General features: G+C 43.5%; 18 protein-coding genes and 1 riboswitch. Of the genes, 5 read left to right on the top strand and 13 right to left on the bottom strand.

Annotation, left to right across the window (positions count from 1 at the left end):
* Positions 1-24: 24 nt before the first annotated feature.
* Entirely contained in the window at positions 25-600 is a 576-nt protein-coding gene (locus tag NO992_RS17150) for a DJ-1/PfpI family protein (RefSeq protein WP_340548683.1), read from the bottom strand.
* A 238-nt stretch (positions 601-838) separates the two neighbouring features.
* Between NO992_RS17150 and NO992_RS17145 the strand changes: the two genes are divergently transcribed.
* Positions 839-3,004 carry a M3 family metallopeptidase gene (locus NO992_RS17145; protein WP_340548684.1) on the top strand — a complete coding sequence of 722 codons (2,166 nt, stop codon included), beginning with the start codon at positions 839-841 and terminating at the stop codon, positions 3,002-3,004.
* Between the two features lie 69 nt (positions 3,005-3,073).
* On the opposite strand, the gene NO992_RS17140 is transcribed toward NO992_RS17145, so the two are convergent.
* From NO992_RS17140 to NO992_RS17115, 6 genes are all read right to left on the bottom strand, one after another.
* Positions 3,074-3,751: a LiaF domain-containing protein gene (locus NO992_RS17140; RefSeq protein WP_211856853.1), complete on the bottom strand. Its 678-nt coding sequence runs from the start codon at positions 3,749-3,751 to the stop codon at positions 3,074-3,076.
* A gap of 448 nt (positions 3,752-4,199) precedes the next feature.
* The gene (locus NO992_RS17135; protein WP_039495455.1) at positions 4,200-4,763 is read right to left on the bottom strand and encodes a manganese efflux pump MntP family protein; all 564 of its coding nucleotides are present in this window, start codon (positions 4,761-4,763) and stop codon (positions 4,200-4,202) included.
* A 36-nt stretch (positions 4,764-4,799) separates the two neighbouring features.
* Positions 4,800-4,940, bottom strand: a riboswitch (yybP-ykoY riboswitch).
* A 71-nt stretch (positions 4,941-5,011) separates the two neighbouring features.
* Entirely contained in the window at positions 5,012-5,731 is a 720-nt protein-coding gene (locus NO992_RS17130; protein ID WP_371379237.1) for a nitrilase-related carbon-nitrogen hydrolase, read from the bottom strand.
* 7 nt (positions 5,732-5,738) lie between these two features.
* The gene (locus NO992_RS17125) at positions 5,739-6,341 is read right to left on the bottom strand and encodes an alpha-ketoglutarate-dependent dioxygenase AlkB (protein WP_371379234.1); all 603 of its coding nucleotides are present in this window, start codon (positions 6,339-6,341) and stop codon (positions 5,739-5,741) included.
* Between the two features lie 47 nt (positions 6,342-6,388).
* Positions 6,389-7,690 (bottom strand): PAS domain-containing sensor histidine kinase, encoded by a 1,302-nt coding sequence (locus NO992_RS17120; protein ID WP_371379231.1) that lies wholly within the window; start codon positions 7,688-7,690, stop codon positions 6,389-6,391.
* Positions 7,677-9,053 (bottom strand): sigma-54 dependent transcriptional regulator, encoded by a 1,377-nt coding sequence (locus tag NO992_RS17115; protein WP_045965114.1) that lies wholly within the window; start codon positions 9,051-9,053, stop codon positions 7,677-7,679. Before NO992_RS17115 ends, NO992_RS17120 begins: the two co-directional genes overlap by 14 nt.
* Positions 9,054-9,223: 170 nt before the next feature.
* On the opposite strand from NO992_RS17115, the gene NO992_RS17110 reads away from it, so the two are divergent.
* The 3 genes from NO992_RS17110 to NO992_RS17100 are packed head-to-tail and all read left to right on the top strand — an operon-like array spanning position 9,224 to position 13,602.
* Complete coding sequence (locus NO992_RS17110) at positions 9,224-10,471, top strand: efflux RND transporter periplasmic adaptor subunit (protein WP_371379228.1); 1,248 nt, start codon at positions 9,224-9,226, stop codon at positions 10,469-10,471.
* Positions 10,472-10,493: 22 nt separating this feature from the next.
* Positions 10,494-11,183 (top strand): ABC transporter ATP-binding protein, encoded by a 690-nt coding sequence (locus NO992_RS17105; RefSeq protein ID WP_017216962.1) that lies wholly within the window; start codon positions 10,494-10,496, stop codon positions 11,181-11,183.
* Positions 11,176-13,602: an ABC transporter permease gene (locus NO992_RS17100; RefSeq protein WP_305775999.1), complete on the top strand. Its 2,427-nt coding sequence runs from the start codon at positions 11,176-11,178 to the stop codon at positions 13,600-13,602. Before NO992_RS17105 ends, NO992_RS17100 begins: the two co-directional genes overlap by 8 nt.
* Positions 13,603-13,646: 44 nt before the next feature.
* Here the strand turns inward: NO992_RS17100 and NO992_RS17095 are convergent, their stop codons facing one another.
* Positions 13,647-15,107 (bottom strand): dihydrolipoyl dehydrogenase, encoded by a 1,461-nt coding sequence (locus NO992_RS17095; protein ID WP_371379224.1) that lies wholly within the window; start codon positions 15,105-15,107, stop codon positions 13,647-13,649.
* Between the two features lie 289 nt (positions 15,108-15,396).
* Entirely contained in the window at positions 15,397-16,125 is a 729-nt protein-coding gene (locus tag NO992_RS17090) for a glutathione peroxidase (protein WP_010605622.1), read from the bottom strand.
* Positions 16,126-16,311: 186 nt separating this feature from the next.
* Between NO992_RS17090 and NO992_RS17085 the strand changes: the two genes are divergently transcribed.
* A complete protein-coding gene (locus NO992_RS17085; RefSeq protein WP_371379222.1) occupies positions 16,312-16,848 on the top strand; it encodes a DinB family protein in 537 nt (178 codons plus the stop codon).
* 285 nt (positions 16,849-17,133) lie between these two features.
* On the opposite strand, the gene NO992_RS17080 is transcribed toward NO992_RS17085, so the two are convergent.
* The 4 genes from NO992_RS17080 to NO992_RS17065 form a co-directional block, all read right to left on the bottom strand.
* Positions 17,134-17,553 carry a tol-pal system YbgF family protein gene (locus NO992_RS17080; RefSeq protein ID WP_371379218.1) on the bottom strand — a complete coding sequence of 140 codons (420 nt, stop codon included), beginning with the start codon at positions 17,551-17,553 and terminating at the stop codon, positions 17,134-17,136.
* Positions 17,550-17,975, bottom strand: a complete 426-nt coding sequence (locus NO992_RS17075) for a hypothetical protein (protein WP_371379215.1) — start codon at positions 17,973-17,975, stop codon at positions 17,550-17,552. The genes NO992_RS17080 and NO992_RS17075 overlap by 4 nt, the downstream gene beginning before the upstream one ends.
* 251 nt (positions 17,976-18,226) lie before the next feature.
* Entirely contained in the window at positions 18,227-19,081 is an 855-nt protein-coding gene (locus NO992_RS17070; protein ID WP_371379212.1) for an immunity 49 family protein, read from the bottom strand.
* 3 nt (positions 19,082-19,084) lie between these two features.
* The coding region (locus tag NO992_RS17065) for a type IV secretion protein Rhs (RefSeq protein ID WP_371379210.1) at positions 19,085-21,901 on the bottom strand (2,817 nt) is incomplete at its 5' end.

Below are 21,901 nucleotides of genomic sequence, written 5' to 3'. Positions count from 1 at the left end.
TAATGGTGAGGTTATTCACCATTATTAACTTCTAGGCCAGTCATAATCCATTTGGGTTGCGGTTTTTCTTGCAATAGATTGCCCAAAGCGTTTTTTCACCAGCTCTAAACTCATATCTATACCTGCCGAAATACCCGCTGAGCTAGTAAAATTCTGATCCATCATAAATCTTACGTCCTCAACGACTTCTAAAGAGGGATATTGCTCTCTCAAATCGTCGATATCCTGCCAGTGAGTGGTGACTCGCTTGCCATCAATAAGGCCTGCTTCGGCATATAAAAACACACCCGTACAAACAGATGCGCACTGAGAGGTATGATTCGCTGTTTCTGCAAGCCAATTAAGTACGTTGTGATCTCCGCAAATTTGGTGATGAAGCCCGCCGACTACGATGAGCAAATCAAACTTTGGATGCGAGTAGATACTGTAATGGGGGTTTACACTCATGCCGCCACGCGAGGTAACAGGAACATGACTTGGTGCGACAAGGCTGACGTTAATTGGCGTTTCGATAAACCGCTTTGCGGTGTTGAATACCTCAAACGGGCCACAGAAATCTAAACACTCTGCACCGTCATAGATAAAAATACCAACTTCCATTATTTCTTCTCACAGATCAGTTTTTTACTAACTTGGCTGATTTTAGTTAAATTTTCAAGGTAAATTGTAACAACCCATGAAAAAACTCTACTCACTGTCGTTTTAGTGTCTTTAAGCTACTATGAACTCTAGCTTTTCTGCTCTATCGCAGAGAACCTTGTTTCTCCCGCAAAGCGATTGCACTTTTAGAGACGATCCGTAATATCTTACCCACGATAACAACAAGCGATGAAACAATATGTTCAAACCTTCCATCACATTATTAAGTGCAGCCGTATGTTTAGCCCTTGCGGGTTGTGCGGGCACTGCAGGCCAAAGCCAAGAACCAGTAAAATCACTGCAAAGTAAGCAATATGATAACGTGCTTTTGCAGCAGTTTTCAGGTCCTTATCAAGGCGTTCCTCATTTTGACAAAATGAAGCTTGAAGATTTAGAAGCTGCGCTTGAAATTGGTATGGCTGATAATTTGAAAGAAATTGAAGCAATAGCTAACAATCCAGCTAAACCAACTTTTGAGAACACCATTGTTGCGCTTGAAAGAGCGGGTGCCGCTTTGGATCGCGTTTTTACCTACTATGGTCTTTGGAGTGCAAACATTTCAAGCCCAGAGTTTAGAGAAATCCAATCGCGAGTTGTGCCTAAGTTTTCAGAATTCAGCTCTAAAATCACCCAAAACCAAGCGCTTTTTGAACGTGTAAAAGCCGTTTATGAAGGTGCAGAATATAAAAAGTTAACGGCAGAAGAGCAGCGTATCACTTGGATGCGTTATAACGGCTTTGCTCGCAATGGTGCGACGCTAAAAGGTGAAGACGCTAAGCGTTACGCAGACATTAATCTTGAGCTATCAAAGCTACATACTAAGTTTGCAAATAACGTCCTTGCAGATGAAGAAAACTACGTGGTTTACCTCACTAAAGCGCAGTTGTCAGGTTTGCCTGAGTCGTTTGTTGCATCGGCAGCGGCCGCTGCAAAAGCACGCGGCAAGGCGGATATGTACGCGATCACCAACTCTCGCTCGTCAATGGATCCATTTTTAACCTACTCAACAGAGCGTGAGTTACGCGAGAAAGTATGGAACAACTACTATAACCGCGGCAACAACGGTGATGAGTACGACAATAAAGCGATTATCTCTGACATCTTAACGCTTAGACATGAGCGCGTTAACTTACTGGGTTACGATAATTATGCGCAGTGGCGTCTTGAAGATCGCATGGCGAAAAAGCCTGAAAACGCGATGGCGCTGATGAAAAAAGTGTGGCCAGCAGCAATTGCGCGCGTGAAAGAAGAAGTTGCTGACATGCAAGCGATCGCCGACAAAGAAGGCGCTGATATCACCATTAAGCCATGGGATTACCGTTTCTACGCAGAGAAGGTTCGCCAAGCTAAATACCAATTGGATTCGAATGAAGTTAAAGCTTATTTACAGCTAGACAATCTGCGCGAAGCAATGTTCTATGTTGCAGGCCGTTTGTTTAACTTTGAGTTCACCGAAGTGCCTAAGGGCTCAGTACCAGTGTTCCACCCTGAGGTTCGTGTATGGGAAGTAACAGACAAAACCACCGGTGATAATATCGGTCTTTGGTATTTAGACCCGTTCGCACGTAAAGGTAAACGCTCTGGTGCGTGGGCCTTATCATATCGTAGCCATACAACATTTGATGGTAAAACAAATGTGCTTAGCTCAAACAACTCCAACTTTGTGAAAGCACCAGAAGGTGAAGCGACCTTAATTTCTTGGTCAGATGCAGAAACCTATTTCCACGAGTTTGGTCACGCGCTGCATGCGCTTTCATCAAACGTGAAGTATCCAAGTTCAAACTCTGGCGTGCGCGACTACACTGAGTTTCAATCTCAGTTATTGGAGCGTTGGTTGGCGACAGATGAAGTGATCAATCGTTACCTAGTTCACTATAAAACAGGCAAACCTATGCCTAAAGCACTAGTCGAGAAAATCAAGAAGTCAGCAACCTTTAACCAAGGGTTCGCGACGACTGAATACCTTGGATCGGCTATCATGGATATGCTTTTCCATACCACAGATCCTGACAAGATCGGCGACCCCGTTGCATTCGAAAAGTCTCAGTTAGGTGCGCTCGGCATGCCGGACGAGGTAGTGATGCGTCATCGTACAACTCACTTTGGTCACGTATTCTCAGGTGAAGGTTATTCAGCGGGTTACTACGGTTACCTGTGGGCTGAGGTATTAACTTCTGATGCTGCAGAAGCGTTTGCAGAAGCGCCAGGTGGCTTCTACGACAAAGACGTTGCACAGCGTTTGGTAGATTACCTATTCTCAGTTCGCAACTCAATGGATCCTGCTGAAGCATATCGCAAGTTTAGAGGTCGTGACGCTGAAGTTGAGGCGCTGATGCGTGATAGAGGCTTTCCGGTAGAGAAGTAAAAAGGTTACTTTACTATTCGGATAATAAAAAACCCCTGAACTTGATGCCAAGGGGTTTTTTATAAAGCTTTAGCTTTTGGATTTCGTGCCGTCACCAAATAGGGATTTAAGGCCGTCGGCAAATTGCTTTATTTGCGCTTTCATCGAGCGTTTTACACTAACTTCAATGCTACCCAAAATCATTCTGCCGTGAATATAAATTCGTGGACGCTGTTTCACCTGTCCTGCAGATGCAAGCGTATTTCTTGTGTTTTCTACTGAACCCATAATATTACGAATATCGGTGACGACGTCGACTGTGTCTGGTACAAAGATTTCGTCACTGCCTAAAATGCAATCTATATAAATATGTACTTCAGGGTGACTAAAAATTGCGTTGCTAAAATCTAGTTCCAAGCTGCCAAGGTAGTTTTTTAGGTGGATCTCTTTAGGTACGACCCACTCGCCACTGCGATGGTTGGAACTAAGTATAGAGGTAATGCTTATTGCCTCAGCACCATCTACGCTTGAGGTAAATTTTGGACCCAAACGAGCGGCTTTTTCGCTGTGATATCTTGCATCCGACTTGAGCGGTAAATCAGCACTAAGTGCTGCAATTTGTTCTTGTTCGTTCAGGTCGTATGCTTTATCCAATCGTCTCTCGAATGCATCAGCCGAAAGCTCACCGTGGCTGTAATTTAGAATTAACTGGTCAATCACCTCTTCCCTGACGGATTCGAGAGGTCTATCTTTTAATGGTACAGACATATGGTTGGTTCCGTTCTCTTGATTTGTGGTTAGAGTAGCAACAACCAAGCCAACATTAAATCATTTATAAAACAATTGGTTAGTATTTTTTAATATCAACTTACTCTATTTATTTACTAATATTTAGTTGTACAAAATAGTATTTGGTCAAAATTACCACTATTAGGTTGCAGGTAACGCAGTAGCGCAGGTGTAGTTTGATATTGTCAGTCACTTTGCTATGGTAGTAGGTGTTCGCAAAACAACCAAAGGAGATTAGTTATGGCGAAGAAAAGCGATGTTAAAGCGCTTAAAAAAGAGCTGAAAGCGCGTAAAGCAAAGATTGAAAAGCATGAAGCGAAAATCAAAAAGCTGAAAAAAGCGATTAAAAAGGCTTAAAAGCCATTAGCCCTAAGGTAAAGGGATAAGTAAGCGAGCGGTAAATATACCGCTCTTTCTGCGAGTCAGATTAAATCGAAAGATGGCTATATAGCAACCAAGTTCCCACACAGATTAAGGTCACCCCTCCAAAGGTTTCAGCTCGACTACCAAGAAACTTTCCAGCCGAATGCCCAATCATCACCCCAATTGTTACCATCATGGTGGTGGCAAGGCCAATGAGCGCAGCGGCGAGCCATATATTCACATCAACAAATGCGAGACTGACACCGACAGCCATCGCATCAATGCTAGTGCCAAACGCTGTGATAATGGTTTTTAACCAAGGCTGCTTTGCGTGTTGCGTTGGTGCATCATCGTCACCCTTAAGGCTCTCATAAATCATATGAGCGCCAAGTCCTAACAATAAGATAAACGCAATCCAATGATCCCAAGCCTCGACATAGCCAGCTGCAGATTGTCCTATTAACCAGCCAATCAGCGGTGTACTGGCTTCAATAATCCCAAAAATAAGGCCGATTTTTATGGCTTCGGTAAGCCGAGGTGATTTTAGGCTGGCGCCTTTACCGATTGCCGCGGCAAACGCATCGGTAGACATGGCGTATGCTAACAGTAGCAGGGTGACGAAATTCATTTACATTGCTCCGGTCGGGCGATTTGAGTCCACGATACATCCACACGCCCGACCACAGGCATGGATATATCGATGGTCTCGCCAACCGAGAGGTGTCCGCACCATGGCATGTGGCCAATTATGTTGATACGAACTCTTCCGAGCATTGGAAGCAGGCTACTCCCCAACGAGTTGCGATAATATCAAGAATTGCAGTGGATGCAAAACCAAAATTGAGCAGCTCCTGAAGGTGATAATTCTCGTTACCTTTATGACGAGGTCAAGAAGTCTATTTCGGTTGTGATAAGCTGCTCCTCTGCATCGCCGAGTATAAGTACCTCTCCATTAGGGCTCACAAGAAGGCTTTGGCCGATAAATTGAATTCCCGTGCCATTGCTGTGGTCCATTCCTAGGCGATTGGCTGAAATAATATGGACTTTATACTTCTTGGCTTGTTTTATGATTGTATCAAGGCTGTCTTCGCCACAATAATTTGAAGGGTTCACAATGAGCTGTACACCCTGATCGGTGAGTTGCGTCAGCCCCTCTTCAAACCAGATGTCGTAACATAATAAAATACCCACTTTAATACCCATTACTTCGTGCACTTTGAATGCATTACCTGATTGAAAAAAGCGCTTATCGGGCGGTGCTAAAAAAACCTTGCGATGTACGCCAACAATCCCTTCTGGACCCACTATAGCCGCACTATTAAAGTGCTCACAGCCTGCCTTCTCAATGATGCCAGCGATGATAGTACCGTGTTGTTGTTGTGCGATAGATTGAAGCAGGCTGATAGTCGTGCTGTCGGATAACTCCTCTGCCATTTCCTCCATATGAGTATGGCAAAGAAAGAGGCTACCTGAAGTACATAATTCGGGTAAGACGATGAGATCAAAGTCAGCCTGTGATAAAGTTTTTTCTATGGTTGTCCGGTTGCATTGAGGGTCGCCATAGTTGACTGCAAATTGATAAAACCCCACTTTCATCGTTCACCTACGTAATATTGGGCCAAGCAAACTGCCTAAAGGTCAGATTGAATCTAGCACCAATCTCTTTAGGTGTAGGAGGTACGGCATGTTGGAACTGCGTTTGAAAGCCATTTCCCATGATGAATAACGAACCGTCTTCTAGCAGCTGTTCAAATTGCTCATCGGGATTTTCTTGATGACGAACTTGAAACAAGCGCTCGGCACCTAAGCTCAGAGAAGCGATAACATTAGTTGGCCCAAATGCGGACAGATCACTGTGAAAGTCCATGTATTCTTCACCATCTGGATAAAAAATACAGACACAGACGCTAAATTCGATACCTATTTGAGTCTGTAATCGCTGCTGTATCAATGCAATCAAATCAGGCCAAGTTTGGCGTCTACCATGATAGCTAGGAAATACCGCTGGATCTTCGAGCCTTGGCTCTACAAACATCATTTTCCAGGGTCTAATCTCTGTATTTTCACCGTTAGGCAAGGTGATGATTTCAGGCTGAGATAAATCACAGTGCTTGATTAACCACTGATACAGTGAGTGGTTTTCTGCCTTGGTAAGAAACGCTGGAATATACTCTGCCTCGGCGTTATCGATAAGTGGAAGTTTCATGACTAATTCCTTGTTGTTGCTATTTTTCTTTAACAAAAAGAAAAGCACTAAAGCAAGACACTAAAGCAGCTCCCTTTTCCTGCTGCAGAAGTCGCGCTGATCCGCCCTTTGTGGCGATGGATAATTTGTTGGCTGAGTGCAAGTCCAATTCCTGAACCATGAGGTTTTGTGGTAAAAAATGGTACGAATATTTTATCAAGTGCGCTGGGTTCTATTCCTTCCCCGTTATCAGCAACTTTGATCTCACATTTGCCGTAGCGATTAATCGTTGCTGATACAGTCACTATTTTTTCATGGTTGTTATGTTTCATGGCATCTTTGGCGTTATTTAGTAGATTGAGCAGCACTTGCTCTATCATTTTTCTATCAACATTAATGCTCAGCGCAGCGGGCGTCACGTCAAAGTGTAGGGTGATATTGGCGTCACGAAAGTCACTTTTTATCAGCGGCGTAATGTCGTCAAATAAAGTCTGTATCGCAAGCGGTTGGAGGTCAAGTTCAGGAATATGTGTGAGCTTTCTGTAGTTATCAATAAAGCCAAGTAAAGACTGGCTTCTAATACCAATCGCTTGCAGACTTTGTAGGTAGTCTTCAACGAGTTCTTGGTCTGTTACCGCTTCAGCTAGCTGATTATTGGTGATATTAACTAGCGTATTGGAGAGCGAATAAATCGGTGCGACGGAGTTTCCTATTTCATGGATAAGCACTCTGATCAGCTTTTGCCAAGACTCGATTTGGGTGCTCTCAAGCTGCTCTGAAATCGCGGTGAAAAGCCAAAGTTGATACTGACTGCCTTGATTGGAAAACGTAAAATATTTAAAAAGTAAGTCTTTGGCGATGTGACTACCTACTTTGGCTTGTTCAAGCTCTGGGTGTGCTGCAAGTAGTGAGTATCCGGATTCTGCGCCGCGAATATCCAACAATTGCTTTGCGCTGTTATTGCAAATCAAAATGGTGTGGTCATTTTTGATAAGGATAAGACCAGCCTCTATGTGTTGTAGCATAGTTTCGTATGTGGTGACGAGCTCTGCCTGCTTGGTTTTATCTTGCTGAGCTTTCTGAATAAGCTCGTTACAAGTTGTAAGTGCTTGCTTACTTACTGGGTGCTTATTATCAATTCTAAAGCTACCATCTTGATACTTGAGCGCAGTAAACACCTCTTCGAATTGTTGTTTTTGTCTTTTCAGCGTGGCAATAGACAGCACTGTGAATAGGACTGCAATCGCAATGGATAAACCACTAAACAAAAAGACGTAGCTGTGGAGAAAGCCCAGCACACCAAGTGTGGCGAATAAAATGGCTGCGAGTTGAAAAATGGCCATGCGAACGAGGCTATTATTCCACATCATACTTCTCCATTTTACGGTACAGTGACGCTCGAGTGATCCCAAGCGCTTTAGCTGCATGGCTGATATTTCCTTTAAAGTCTCGGACCGCACGCTCTATGGTGTGCTGCTCTATTTCTGCGAGGTTATAGGTGTCAAGAAGTCCCGCGTTCTCCTCAGAGCTTGCCGCTGGACTGGCGAGCTGAAACTGCAATTGGGTTGAGTCTGATAAAATAACAGCGCGTTCAACCAAGTGTTGTAATTCTCGGATGTTACCGGGCCATTGATACTTGACTAAATCAGCCATCATTTTGTCGCTGACCGTTTTACACGTGAGCTTGTACTTTTTGCTGTATAGATCAGCATAAAACTCAATAAGTAGCGGAATATCTTGGGGTCTATCTCGTAGTGCTGGAAGTGTGAGCTCTACGGTATTAATGCGGTATAACAAGTCCTGACGAAAACTGCCTTCGCGCACCATGTCATACAAATTCATATTGGTTGCGGTGATAAGGCGCAGATCAACCTCTATTTGTTTGCTGCCTCCTACCGGTGTAACCACTCGATTTTGAATCGCAGTAAGTAACTTGCCCTGTAACTCGAGCGGAATATTGGCTATTTCATCTAAAAATAATGTACCGGATTCCGCAAGCTCAAAGCGACCTGGCTTATTGCTTTTCGCATCTGTAAATGCGCCTTTCATATGGCCGAACAATTCACTTTCGAACAAAGAGCTGGCTATCGTGCCCATGTCGACAGACATGAAGGTATTGTCTTTTCGTAAAGACTGTTTATGTAGCTCTCTGGCTACGACTTCTTTACCAGTGCCGCTTTCGCCTAAGATTAAGACGTTGGCATCGGTTTTGGCGGCCTTTTCTATGGTTTGAAAAACTTGCTCCATTGCTGGACTCGAGGCAATTAAATGCTCGAATGGTTTGTTTTGCGCTGCCATTGAGATTTGTGCGATTTGCGTGAGCTTCTTAGACTTTTGTCGTTGTTCGCTCAACTCGATGCAATTGGCAACCGTTGCGAGTAGCTTTTCATTTTGCCAAGGCTTGAGGACAAAATCGTTGGCGCCAAGTTTGATGGCATCCACCGCCATCGTTAGGTCGCCATAGGCGGTGAAGAGCACTACCACGGCATCTTCATCCAAGGCTTTTATTTGTTTTAGCCAGTAGAATCCTTCGGCGCCGGAGGTTGATTCTCGAGTAAAGTTCATGTCGAGCAATATCAGAGCAAAGTCCTGTTCCGACATTGTTTTAGCGATATCGTGGGGATTCTCTAGCGTCACGACTTTTTTGTAATATTGTTTGAGCAACATTCTCGTGGCGACGAGAATTTCGCTGTTGTCGTCGACAACTAAAATTGCCTTATCGCTGATAGTCATTACATTTCCTCGTCAAACTGTACGATATCGTACACTAGGTGTTTAATTTTTTTACACTCTTTTGTTCCATTATTCTATAGAATTATTTTATGTTTTTGATTTTTATTTGTTTTTTAGTTTGGCATGCAATTTGAGTTATTAGGCTAACCTAAACTCAAGAGAGTGACAAAATGGACAGAAAAATAACACCTAACAAAAGATTTCAGCTGTGGTGGCTGGCGCTACCTGTCATCGTGGTAGCGTATTTTGCATTTGATAGTGCAGCGAGTAGCAGCGGGGATCGTGTTAATCTGGCAATGGATAAGGTCAAGATAAGTACAGTAACAAAGGGCGAGTTTCATGATCTTATTCCGCTTAGAGGCAGCATCATGCCGAGTAAGTCTGTGTATCTTGATGCCATCGAAGGTGGGCGAGTCGAAGCGCGTTTCGTAGAAGAAGGTGCGATGGTTAAAAAGGGTGACAAACTGCTCGCACTGAGCAACACCAGTTTGCAGCTGGATGTGATCTCCCGTGAGGCGCAGATCTCAGAGCAGCTAAATAACCTACACAATACCCGCTTAGCGATAGATCAAAACCGTTTAAACTTAAAACGAAACTTATTAGAGCTAGATTTTCAGGTAAGTCAAAGTGAGCGAAAGCTTGCACAGTTCAAGCGCCTTGGTAGCGGTAATTTAGTTTCAAAAGATGAGCTACAAGCCGCCGAAGATGAAACTGAGTATCTAAGAAACCGCCGCAAGTTAATTATCGAGCAGCAGCGACAAGATGAAAAAATCCGTACGGCACAAATTGCACAGCTAGAAGATAGCGTCGAGCAGCTTAATAAAAACTTAGGCTTTGCGCGCAAAAATCTTGAAAACCTAATTATCAAAGCGCCTATGGATGGCCAATTGACTGCGCTAGATGCGGAATTAGGTGCGTCAAAGGCGAGAGGAGCACGTTTAGGACAAGTTGATATAGTGTCCGAATATAAAGTGTCGGCCCAAATTGATGAGTTTTACCTAGGCCGTGTGTATGAAGGGCAAACCGCAAGGTTAACCCTGCAGGTAAAGCCGTATGAGCTAACGCTCGCAAAGGTCTATGCCGAAGTGTCAAATGGTCGTTTTGAAGTGGATTTAACTTTTAATGCTGCGCTGCCCAGCGACATTCGTAGAGGTCAAAGTTTACAGTTGGAGTTGTTATTAGCAGATGCAAAAGCCGCGACTTTAATACCAAATGGTGGATTTTATCAAGATACCGGCGGCAAGTGGGTATTTGTACTAGAGCAGGGCAGCCAAGTGGCGGTGAAGAAATCGGTGACGTTTGGCGAGCGTAACAACAAATATATTGAAGTACTTGATGGGCTGGCGGTCGGCGACCGAGTGATCACCTCAAGTTACAGCAGCTTTAAAGACATGCAGTCGGTCAGTTTGACTCGTTAATCGAATTAAAAGGCAAAAGAATATGTTACATCTAACTAAAATAAATAAAGTTTTTCGTACTGAGCTGGTTGAGACTTACGCCCTTGAGGATGTCACGGTGACCGTAGAGCGTGGCGAGTTCGTTGCTATCATGGGACAGTCAGGTTCAGGTAAGTCTACCTTACTCAATATTATCGGCATGCTAGACCATATTGATGGTGGTGAGTATGTTTTTGATGGCAAGAACATCAGCCAATTAAGTGAAGGTCAGCTTGCTGATATTCGTAAAGACAATATTGGCTTTATCTTCCAAAGTTTTAACCTTATCGATGAGCTCACAGTGTATGAAAACGTTGAGCTTCCGCTTATTTATCAGGGGATCCCTAAAGCCGAGCGAGCACTGCGTGTGACAGCCGTGCTTGAAAAAGTGAATATTGCGCATCGCAAAGATCATTACCCACAGCAACTTTCAGGTGGTCAACAGCAAAGGGTTGCTGTTGGGCGTGCTATTGTCGCAAAGCCAAAAATGATTCTAGCGGATGAGCCAACCGGCAATCTTGACTCAAAAAATGGTGAAGAAGTCATGGGGCTGTTAGCACAGCTTAATCAAGAAGGGGTAACGATAGTCATGGTGACGCACTCAGATCACCATGCAAATTACGCGCATCGCACGATCCATGTTTTGGATGGCCATATTGTTTCGAGTCAAATGCAGGAGGTTCGTTGTGCTTAAAAATTACTTGTTAATCGCGTATCGCAGCTTACTGCAACAAAAGCTCTACTCAACAATCAATATTTTGGGTTTGGCGATTGGTTTAGCTATTTGTATCAATATGGCCATCTTTGTTGAATCTGAGCTGGGTTACGACAAGTTTATAAAGGGTCATGAGCAAATCTATCGCTCGTCTGTAAAATGGATGCCACCAAGTGCGCCTGAGCAATACTATGCGCAAGGGCAAGTATTTAACGCAGAAAACTACCAAGCACATTTTGAAGAAGTGGTTGATGCTACTCGCTTTCGAGAAGTGAGCGTTGCGCTTGGGCAAGGCAAGGAAAGTTTTCTTCATGATGGTGTATTCCTCGCTGATCCCAACTTTGTCGATTTTTTCTCCTTAGATGTTATTGACGGAGAGCGTCAGTCGGCACTCGAGGCTCCCAACACTATTGTTTTAACTCAAGCAGCTGCAATGCTCTATTTTGGTCGCACGAATGTTGTTGGAGAATCTTTACTTGGTGCAGGAAAACTACCGTTAAAGGTCAGCGCCGTGATAAAAGACTTGCCGCTGCGCACCCATTTAAACGTCTTTGCGCTCATCAGTATGGCAACGGCCACCACTTATTATGGTGATAACAGCTGGCAGCGTGACCCAAGTTTTAACTATTTTACCTACGTTAAATTAGCGGATGGGGTAACCGGTGAAGATGTTGAAGCAAAAATCCCAAGTTATTTAGATAATCATTATGGTCCGGGAACTAGCAAAACCCTTGGCTTTGAATTAATGCCTATCACCGATATTTACCTTCACTCCCATCAGTATGGTGAAATGAAAGAAAATGGTGATATCAATACTGTTTATTCGTTTAGTGTTATTTCAGCGCTTATTCTCTTTATTGCGTGTGTTAACTTTATGAACTTGTCGACTGCCACAGCAACCAAGCGCGCAAAGGAAGTGGGAGTACGTAAGACATTAGGCGCAAAACAGCAGCATTTAGTTGTGCAGTTTGTGGTTGAGGCGATGATGCTGAGTTATATCGCGTTGATCATTGCTGTAGCGCTGGTTGAAGCCGGTTTGCCTTTGTTTGCGAGCTTTATCGGCAAGCCGCTCAGTTTTGACTTCTATTCAGAGCCGTTAGTGTTGACTACGCTGTTGCTGTTAGGGTTATTCGTTGGCTTAATCTCAGGCGCATACCCTGCCTTTTATCTAAGCCGCTTTAAACCTGCTAAAGTGCTTAAAGGAGAAGTGACACAGGGTAAATCTGGCGCGCTGCTGCGTAAAGGGCTGGTGGTATTTCAATTTAGTGTCGCCGTGGTGCTTATTATCGCCACCACGGTATCTAACCAGCAATTAAAGTACGCCAGAGCCATAGAACTCGGTTATGACAAAGACAATACTTTTGTGCTGAGCCGTCTTTATACAGACATCGCCAGTCAACAGCGTAGCGCACTAAAAACACAGCTGCTCTCTCACCCAAATATTGTCAGTGTGACGGCAAGTTCGGCGGTACCAACAGAGACCATTGTCGATGCATTTGGGATGGTTAATCCAAAAACACAATTGTCGCAAACCATGCCGACATTGGCAGTAGATGAAGATTATTTTAGCAGCTACAACATTAAGCTACTGAGTGGCCGAGGGTTTAGTCGCGATTTTCCTGCCGATAAGTTCGCGATGCCGAGTGCGGCTGAGCCAAATCCGCGTTTTTCGGTTGTGATTAATGAAAAGGCGGCGCAGAGTTTAGGATTTAGTGCTGATGAAGCAGTTGGTAAAACATTTGAAGTACGATTAACTCGGCATTCAAGCGCTATGGCGACTATCATCGGGGTGACGCAAAACTACTATTTTTCCTCCCTTAAAACAGAGATAAGCCCAACGTATCACTTGCTAAGAGAGCATGAAGGCAATTCGATGGCGATTAAATTCCAAGGTGATACAGCGCAAACTCGCGACTTTATAGAGGCCACTTGGCGCAAGCTAGTACCAGAACAAGAAATGGAACTGACTTATCTACAAACTAAATTTGAGCAGATGTATCGCCAGGAAGACAAAGAAATCATTGTGTTTAATTTGTTTTCTATGCTGGCGATTTTCATTGCTTGTTTAGGCTTATTTGGTCTTGCTTCTTTTACCACAAAAAGGCGCACCAAAGAGATTGGGGTGCGTAAAGTGCTTGGTGCTTCCGTGATGGATATCGTGATATTGATCAACAAGGAATTTTCAAAGCAAGTGCTGATTGCAAACCTGATAGCGTGGCCGCTTGCGTACTTTGTGATGCAGCAGTGGTTAAACAACTTTGTCTATCGTATTGACCTTTCAATCGGACCATTTTTGATTGCTGCAAGTTTAGCGTTTGCGATTGCTTGGCTAACGGTCGGCTCGTTAACGCTAGTTGCTGCACAAGCGCGGCCTGTAAAATCATTAAGATACGAGTAATTGCAACAAAACAGGCCTCGCAATGAGGCCTGAACAGAGATAAGTTAAGCGCCAGGACCACATTCCAAGCAGTGCTTGATAATATCTGGGCCAAACTTCAAGTTTGCATTTAGATTTCGCAGTGCCGTTCTTAGGCCTTCTTCTATCACTGGGTGGTAGAAAGGCATTTCGAGCATTTGCGGCACGGTCATCTTGTTTTGTAGCGCCCAAGCAAGTAAATGCGCCATATGCTCAGCAGCAGGGCCGACAAATTCGGCACCTAAGAATAATCCGGTGCCTTGTTCAGCGTAGACTCGCATATGGCCTTTGTTTTTTAACATCACGCGGCTGCGGCCTTGGTTTTCAAAGCTCACCTCTCCGATGGCAAAGCAGCCGCAATTGCCATATTGCTTTTCCAGTTCTTTATAACTTGCTCCAACCATCGCTATTTGTGGGTCGCTAAATACCGCCGCAAGTTTTGCGCGGCGCAGTCCCACTCTCACATCAGGGAAACGACCGGCGTTTTCACCTGCAATCGTGCCCTGATCTGCGGCTTCATGTAGAAGCGGGATCTGGTTACTGGCATCACCCGCAATAAAAATCGGGGCGTTACCAGAGCCATCAAGACATTGCATGGTATGTGGGTCGGCTAGCGGTACGCCTCGCTCATCAAGCTCAAGCGTGGTATTTTCTAGCCCAAGGTTATCAACATTGGGCACACGGCCTGTGGCTGCCAATACATAGTCAAACTGCTCGGTTTGTGGTTTCCCTTGTTTGTCAATGTAGGTAAGCTCGGCTTTGTCACCGACCTGTTTCATATCTGATACTTTGGCATCTGTGTCGAGGTAAAGCTCATCACTGAACACCGTGGTGGCATAGTCTTTGACGATTGGGTCGGTTAGTGGGCCAAGGCCACCGCCGACACCAAATACTTTGACCTTTACGCCAAGTCGGTGTAGCGCTTGACCTAGTTCTAAGCCAATCACGCCGGGGCCAAATACGGCCACTGAGTCGGGTAAATCGTCCCACTCAAAAACGTTATCGTTAATAACTAAGCGGTCGCCAAAATTATTAAAGACACCGGGGTAGCTAGGTCTTGAACCTGTAGCGATAACAAAGCGTTTGGCTGTGATCTGGGTGTGGTCGTCCAACTGTACGATATGGCTGTTGATAAATTTTGCACTGCCGCGTAGTTTATCTTGCTCAGGCAATTCGTCGACAGCTTCGACGACAAAGCCAACGAAGCGATCTCGCTCATGCTTTACTCTCGCCATAACCGCTTTACCGTCAATTTCAGCGGGTTTTACATTAATACCAAATTTAGGTGCGACTTCAATTTGGTGTGCGGCTTCTGCTGCGGCAATCAGTAACTTGCTTGGCATGCAACCAACCCGTGCGCACGTTGTGCCGTATACGCCAGACTCAATCATCAGTACTTCTGAGGTATATTTTTTGGCATTTCTATAGGCGCTGAGACCCGCTGTTCCCGCACCAATCACGACTACGTCGGTGTTTATCTTTTTCATTTTTTGCTCCGAAATCAGAAAGTGTAATACCAATTTACTTAATTAAGAGGTCTATTTGAGGCGAGAAAATCTTGTCGATAACCAGGCAAAAATTTTGCTATTTAGTTGTTCTAAATGAGAAATTTTTAACGCAGTTAGCGTCAGATTTGCTCCTTCAAATTGAGCAAGTATTAAGATAAATTGATATACTCCCCCATGACAGTCAGTTATTAGCCATCGTGTTGTGTTGAGGGGGAACATTTTGACTTGGTGAGCAAGTTCACCAAGTCATGTTGTGGGGGATGAGTGATTAAGCGAAATATTCAGCTAAATCGTCTGAGCCACCGATGTGTTTACCGCCGATAAATACTTGCGGCACGGTTTCGCGACCAGACAGCGCTTTGAGACTGGTTAGCGATGCTTGTTGACCAAGTACCAGCTCTTCATATGCCAGTCCTTTTTCTTTTAGCAAAGCTTTGGCTTTTTCACAGAATGGACAGCCAATCTTGCTAATAACGGTAACCGGCTCTGGTTTGATTTGGCGCGGGTTAATGTACTCCAGCATAGTATCTGCGTCTGATACTTCAAACGGGTCGCCAGGCTTTTCTGGTTCGATAAACATTTTGTCAATCACACCATCTTTTACCAGCATTGAATAACGCCAGCTGCGTTTGCCAAAACCTAAATCGTTTTTATCAACTAACATGCCCATGCCGTCAGTGAATTCGCCGTTACCGTCAGGTAGTAGTGTAATATTTTGCGCCTCTTGATACTGTGCCCATGCGTTCATTACAAACGTATCATTAACGGATAAACACACGATTTCGTCGACACCATTTTGTTTAAATACGCTAGCAAGTTCGTTATAGCGTGGTAAGTGCGTAGACGAACAAGTTGGTGTAAAGGCACCAGGTAAAGAAAATACAACGACAGTTTTACCTTTAAAAATTTCATCGGTGGTGACGTGCTTCCACTCTTCATTTTCTCTAATTGGGAATGTAACCTGTGGTACGCGTTGACCTTCAATATTCTTTAACATTTTGCTTTCCTTCTTAAGTTGATGTAGCCATTATGCCGTGCGCATTTTGATTTGTATAATTGATAGTTGAGATTAAAGTGTTCAATAAAATTGATTGTTTTCAACTTCAAATATTTGTATTTTTTGACCTAGCCAATGCCGCTAAGTTGAGATTAGTCAATTTTTACAAGAGCAGGGAATATTTAGATGAAAGCAAACTTTGAATTAATGGCGGATTACAATCGCTGGATGAACGAAAGATTATATGAAGCTGTTTCGGGATTGGGCGTCACGAAATTACACCAAGATCGAGGGGCTTTTTTTGGCTCCATTATAGGATCATTAAACCATATTCTTGTTGCCGATATTATTTGGCTTAAGCGCTATACAAAGCATAGCTATCATGTTGAAGCACTGAACGCTGTAGCAACGATGCCGCTGCCGACAAAACTTGATGCGATGCTGTATGAAGATTTTGCAGCGTTGAGACAGGCAAGGGCTGAAATGGATAAGGTGATTATTGAATTTGCGAATGAAGTCACTGAGGAGGCGCTTGCAGCCGATTTACACTACAAAAACACACAAGGTAAAACCTTTTCTCGCCAGTTTGGTTTTTTAGTGCATCATTTATTTAATCATCAGACGCACCATAGAGGGCAAATAACGACATTACTCAGCCAGATTGGTATTGATATGGGAGAAACCGATCTATTAGCGCGGATCCCCACATCATTTGGTTTGTAGTGGTCTGGCTGGTTTTACCGCTTCAGTTATGTCTAGTGTTTTGTGCTATCAGCATCATCCGCTTATAAAGACTAAACCAATGCCGGTGAGATTGTTGTCTGCCTTGAGGTTTATATCACTTTGGATAACACTGCGATGGCTGCGACCCGCCTTAAGGGTGATATTTTGTTTGGAGCTTAAGCCAAGGCTCTTGAATTTTGTGGTAAATATATCGAACAAGATATTGCACGATGGATATGCTAACTGTCATGTGCTGTCCTGTCCTGTCCTTTGCGTAGAACTGGTTTATAACTTGATTTCGGACTTTAAAAAGTCGTAATAAAAAAGCCCATCCTCTCCATGGTCTTCAAAGATTTCTTTTCCGGCTAACATATAGGCTTTAAGTAAAGCATTTTTACTGCGCTCTTTATCACCTAACTGATAATGACACTGGCCAGATCTAAAGTGAATAAATGGGTTGTCAAGTGCTTCAGGGTAGTTTAATGCATCCAGCATTGAATCTAGGGATTGTTGATATTCATCAAGCATATAATAACTATCCCCAATAGATACTTTAAGCCAAACGGCTTGCTCCCACTCTTCATCTGGATCAGCGAGCAAATCGAAAGCTTTTTTCCAAAGTGTCATTGCGCCTTGAAAATCTTCTTCATCAAAAAGGTCATTGCCTTGCTCGCAATACTCTTCTATCTGGTCATGTACATTCATTGGTTATACTCATTAAAGAAGGTTTTGTATTTCTTAGGTTGTTCTACAAAGCATCTACCCCGTGAAATAGAATTGGCTTTAGCAAACCATTCATATGCTTGTTTAAACTCTCCTTGCTCAAAGTATAATGTACCTTTTAAAAATAATGGTCCATCTTCATAGTCATTTAAATGGTCTGAGTCTAAAAGCTCATTAATAATATTATGGGCTTTTTCGTGTAAGCTTAATTCTCGATACATTTTACAAATTCCGGTAACAAAACTGAGAGTGACATCCCAATCAAATTTCGGTTCAGGTAATAACCCCCATGCTTCCTCAGCTTTTTCTTGGGCGGTGTCAACATTTTTGACTTCTAATGCTTTGTATGCAGAAATGTAGAGAGCATCAATTTTATCGCGCAAGCCTATGGGTAAATTTTCCATTATCTTTCCTTACTTTTTAGGGGGTAAATATCTATCACTATTTATGGCTTTGTCTTACCACTGCATACCATCTCAATAAAGCAGTTGAAAGTTAGCTAACTCAGTTTCTCTAATTAAAAATGTACATGAAAGCAACAGAAGAAATTTGATGAGAAATGTAGGCTAGGAGGAGGATTGAACCTAGCCTGCAACATTCATGTTGTTAAAGAGTGTGGTTTATCAAATTAGACTTCTTTTTTAATTTACCTTTATCATTTTGGTGGGTTAGGGTTTACCAACCACTCAGGTATATAGCCATTTTCTGTGGTCAAGTCGTAACCTTTGATGTCTTTTGCTAATGAAGCCATGGCAGTGAGGGGAATGGATAGTGCGCCATCAATTTCAAATTTCTCTTCTTTGGTATCGTAGTATTCTTTATGAAGTAGCGTTGCCTTTTCAATCGCCTGATTAAACTCTACGCCGCCATCATCGGTAAATATACCTAAAATGACAGAAACTACGGGCCAGTAGAGTCTACTAGCATAGTGATAAGCCTCATCGTATTTGTAATCGTCTGGATTACTGGTAATTAATGCTTTTTCAATTGCCGAGGCTAAGTCTGCGTCAGGCGTAAAAATGGCTTTGAGCAAATCAACTAGCGCGTAATCAAAAGGAGTGAATTGCTCAGCATAGTTAGCCGCTTTAAAAACTGAATCATCAACTTGAATTAGATAATCAATCGCATCTTGATTTCGCGTAATTATTGCAAGATACATAGCCTTTGGCCAATTAAAAATATCAGCGCCTTCAGGGTCTAATGCCCCGACTACTTCAATAACTTGGTTATCGTAGTGTAGTTGAAATGGCTTACTTGGATTATCGTTAGATTGAAAAATTCCCAATCCTAATTCTTGTGCACGCGTGAGGTATTTCCATGCATTTTTGCTGTTTGGGTTTTCAAGGGCTTCTAGTGGGAATGTTCTTAAGTTGGTTGTTAAAAACGTAGACAAAGCACTTTGCGGTTTATTTCTAATTGCGGTGAGTGTTAATTCGTCAGGAAACCTATTGTATGAGTCTTGGCTATCTTCATAGCTGGCCTGTGCGTACGTATAATGATTTTTAATCATTTTCTATCCCTTTTCTATATTTTTAATATCAAATATGGTGGCATCAATGGCTCCTTTAATTCCAGCATCAGAAGCTTTTTGTTGTACACCAATATATTCAATTGGGTCATCAATAATACCGTCCATTTTAATCATATCTTTATAGTGTTCGAGCATTCGGTTTAATTCTTTAACCTGCTCGTTAAACTTAGCCTCATTTGGGTCACCATATTTCGGATCAGCTTTATATTTTATTAGTTTCTTTTCATAATTCTTAAAAATTGAATCCATATAGGCTCTTGAGCCTTGCTGAGCACGCTTTGTTCCGGCCATTCGACTCCCCCAAGTTGCGCTACCACCTTTGGCTTCAATAACTAGGAGTCGACCGTCTTTGGTTTGATATAATTGGTCAAATTGTCCTTGCTTACCATCTGTGAGCAACTTTGACCTCAGTGGCGTTGCTCCTGGATAATTTTGTTCTACGAAGATCCGGGCTGCTTCTTCACCCAGCTCTTCACTGGCTGCACGCATATCTTTATATGCAGCTTTAAGGTGCTCTGCATTACCAGACTTTAATGCAGCATCGCGTTTGGCGATGGCTTGATTTCTTTGTGCCTCTAGCGCACTAAGCTTTTGTTTTGCCGCTGGAGTGAGTGATTTGTGGTCAACCTTTAAGCGTTGCAAGACTTTATTAGGTGTATCAATTCTATTCGAGGCGAAAACAATTTGGCCGTCAACATACTGCAATTGGTCACTGACCGTTTGGTTTCGTCTTGTTATATAAGGTTTTCCATCTCGTAATGCAACTCGGTAATTATTCTTTACATGCTCTGGTGCATCACTTAAAAAGTCATCCAATAATATTTGAACATGCGTCCTTGGGTTAACTTTTAATGCAACTGAGACGGGTGCGACAGACTCAATTCTTTTAACGTCGTCAATGTCGGTTTCGACCTTTGGGATCCGGTCTAATTGTACTTTTTCAGTTGTACCCGAGCGAGTGTAATTTAAGCGTTTTAACTTGGTGGCTTGAGTGAGCTTTTCCAGTGCGCGGGTTGCTTTAACAAAGTAATTGGATTTTGCGATAGCTGAAACCACTGCACCACTACCAAAGGTGGCAAGGGCAAGCAGTATTTCAAACGACAAGCGACCTGCCATTCTGGTACGTTCAACACTGGAATGGGCATTAAAGTAACGTGCTGGAAAGTTTGCAAGTAAAGTACGCGCTTCTTCATCTTCTGCAATTATAACTAATGTTTCAAACGCTTCAACGATGCCATTAATGGACTCTGAGGCAGTTGACATAATTTGCTGTAACTCTGCCCGCATAGCTTCCACATCGCCAGTTGCGAGGTGGCCCAAAATACGGAAAGTTGCTGCGCCAACATCATAAATTGCCCCTGCTGTGCCTTCGACTAAATCTGCAACTCCCGTTACAATGCTTTCTCCTTGCTGATAAAGCCCGTATAAGAAAGCACCGCTATAGATAAGTCCTTGCATCCCAAGATTTTCGTCATCAATCAGACGCTCTTGAATGTCAGCTTGCTTGCGGATTTCTGCAACCATTTGGTCAAGGGCCGTGCGAAGCTCTTGGCGTAACGAGATAATCTTCTCTTCGTCCTCGCCGATGTAGCTCACGGTATAATTCCCAGCAGGCACATCAATGACTTCTGCGGTACCGCCACTAAGCTGGCCGGTGTATTTTTTGCCGTTATCCATCACGACTTCGTAATCAATGTCTTCTACTGGTGTGCCGTCGCTATAAAAATACGAAAGGTCAATGGTTTTATCAGCAAGTGATGCCGTACCATCAGCGGTTAACGACAAGCGTTGATTTGCTGCTATCTGCGCTATTTGCGGTACACTCGGCATAGTGGCGCTTTGCTTACCACCAATATCTTGCTCCATGCTACCGTCAAACACGGTCATGGCTTTGCCTTTTAAGGTCAGTAACTTGTTTGCAAAGATGTTGACGTTACCACTTGAGTCAATACTGATTTCACTGCCGCCATTGGCAAGAGTGAGGTTGCCAGAGCCACTGCCTTTTACTGTGATATTACCTTGGCTTTGAATGATTTGACTTCCCGCCGGCGCGGTGATGGTGAGGTTGTTGTCTGCCTTGAGTGTTATATCACTTTGGATAACACTGCGATGGCTGCGACCGGCCTTAAGGGTCAAATCTTGTTTGGCGCTGGCGTCAATTTGATTGGCGGTGACGTCTAGGTTGGTTGCTGCATCAATAATCACCGACTTTTTACTCTCCAGTGCCAGTTGTTGTTTGGCGCTGGCAATAAAGGTTTTATTGGTGAGTAGTCGAATTGCGCTTTTAACACTGCCAAGTTGTATGTCTTTGGCTGCAAAAATATTCATTGCGCCAAGTTGCGCAAGCCAGTGAATGTAAGGCTGCTTTTTATCCTCATGTAACACCAAGTGCTGATTGCCCGCTAGGGTTTGCAACACAATATGCGGGGTATTTGGGGTGTCATCAAACATCAACAGGTTTTGGCCGCGAGAGCACAATACGTTTTGGGCGTTATTGGCGCTAGTAACAACCGATGGTTGGGTGTCGTTAAGGGCAAACCCTAGCAGGTAACTTTGGTCTGGGTCGTTGTTCATACAACCGATGAGCACATTACTGTCTGGCAGCAGTGGAAAGTGTAACCCTGTCGGTTGCTTTTGACCGCGACAGGCATATTGTGTGAGACGCTTTACCGACTCGGTCACCTGACTATCAAAATATACTTGCGTGGCATATTGCCCTTGAGTATCTAGATGAGGATTGGCCTTTGACCCCGACAGCGAGCGCACTGTAGCGGTAAACACCATCGGCTTGGGGCTATG

The organism is Pseudoalteromonas sp. DY56-GL79, from assembly GCF_041414765.1.
Lineage (GTDB): Bacteria > Pseudomonadota > Gammaproteobacteria > Enterobacterales > Alteromonadaceae > Pseudoalteromonas > Pseudoalteromonas piscicida.
The sequence above is the reverse complement of the archived record's forward strand: the minus strand, read 5'-3'. Positions and strand labels throughout refer to the sequence as shown.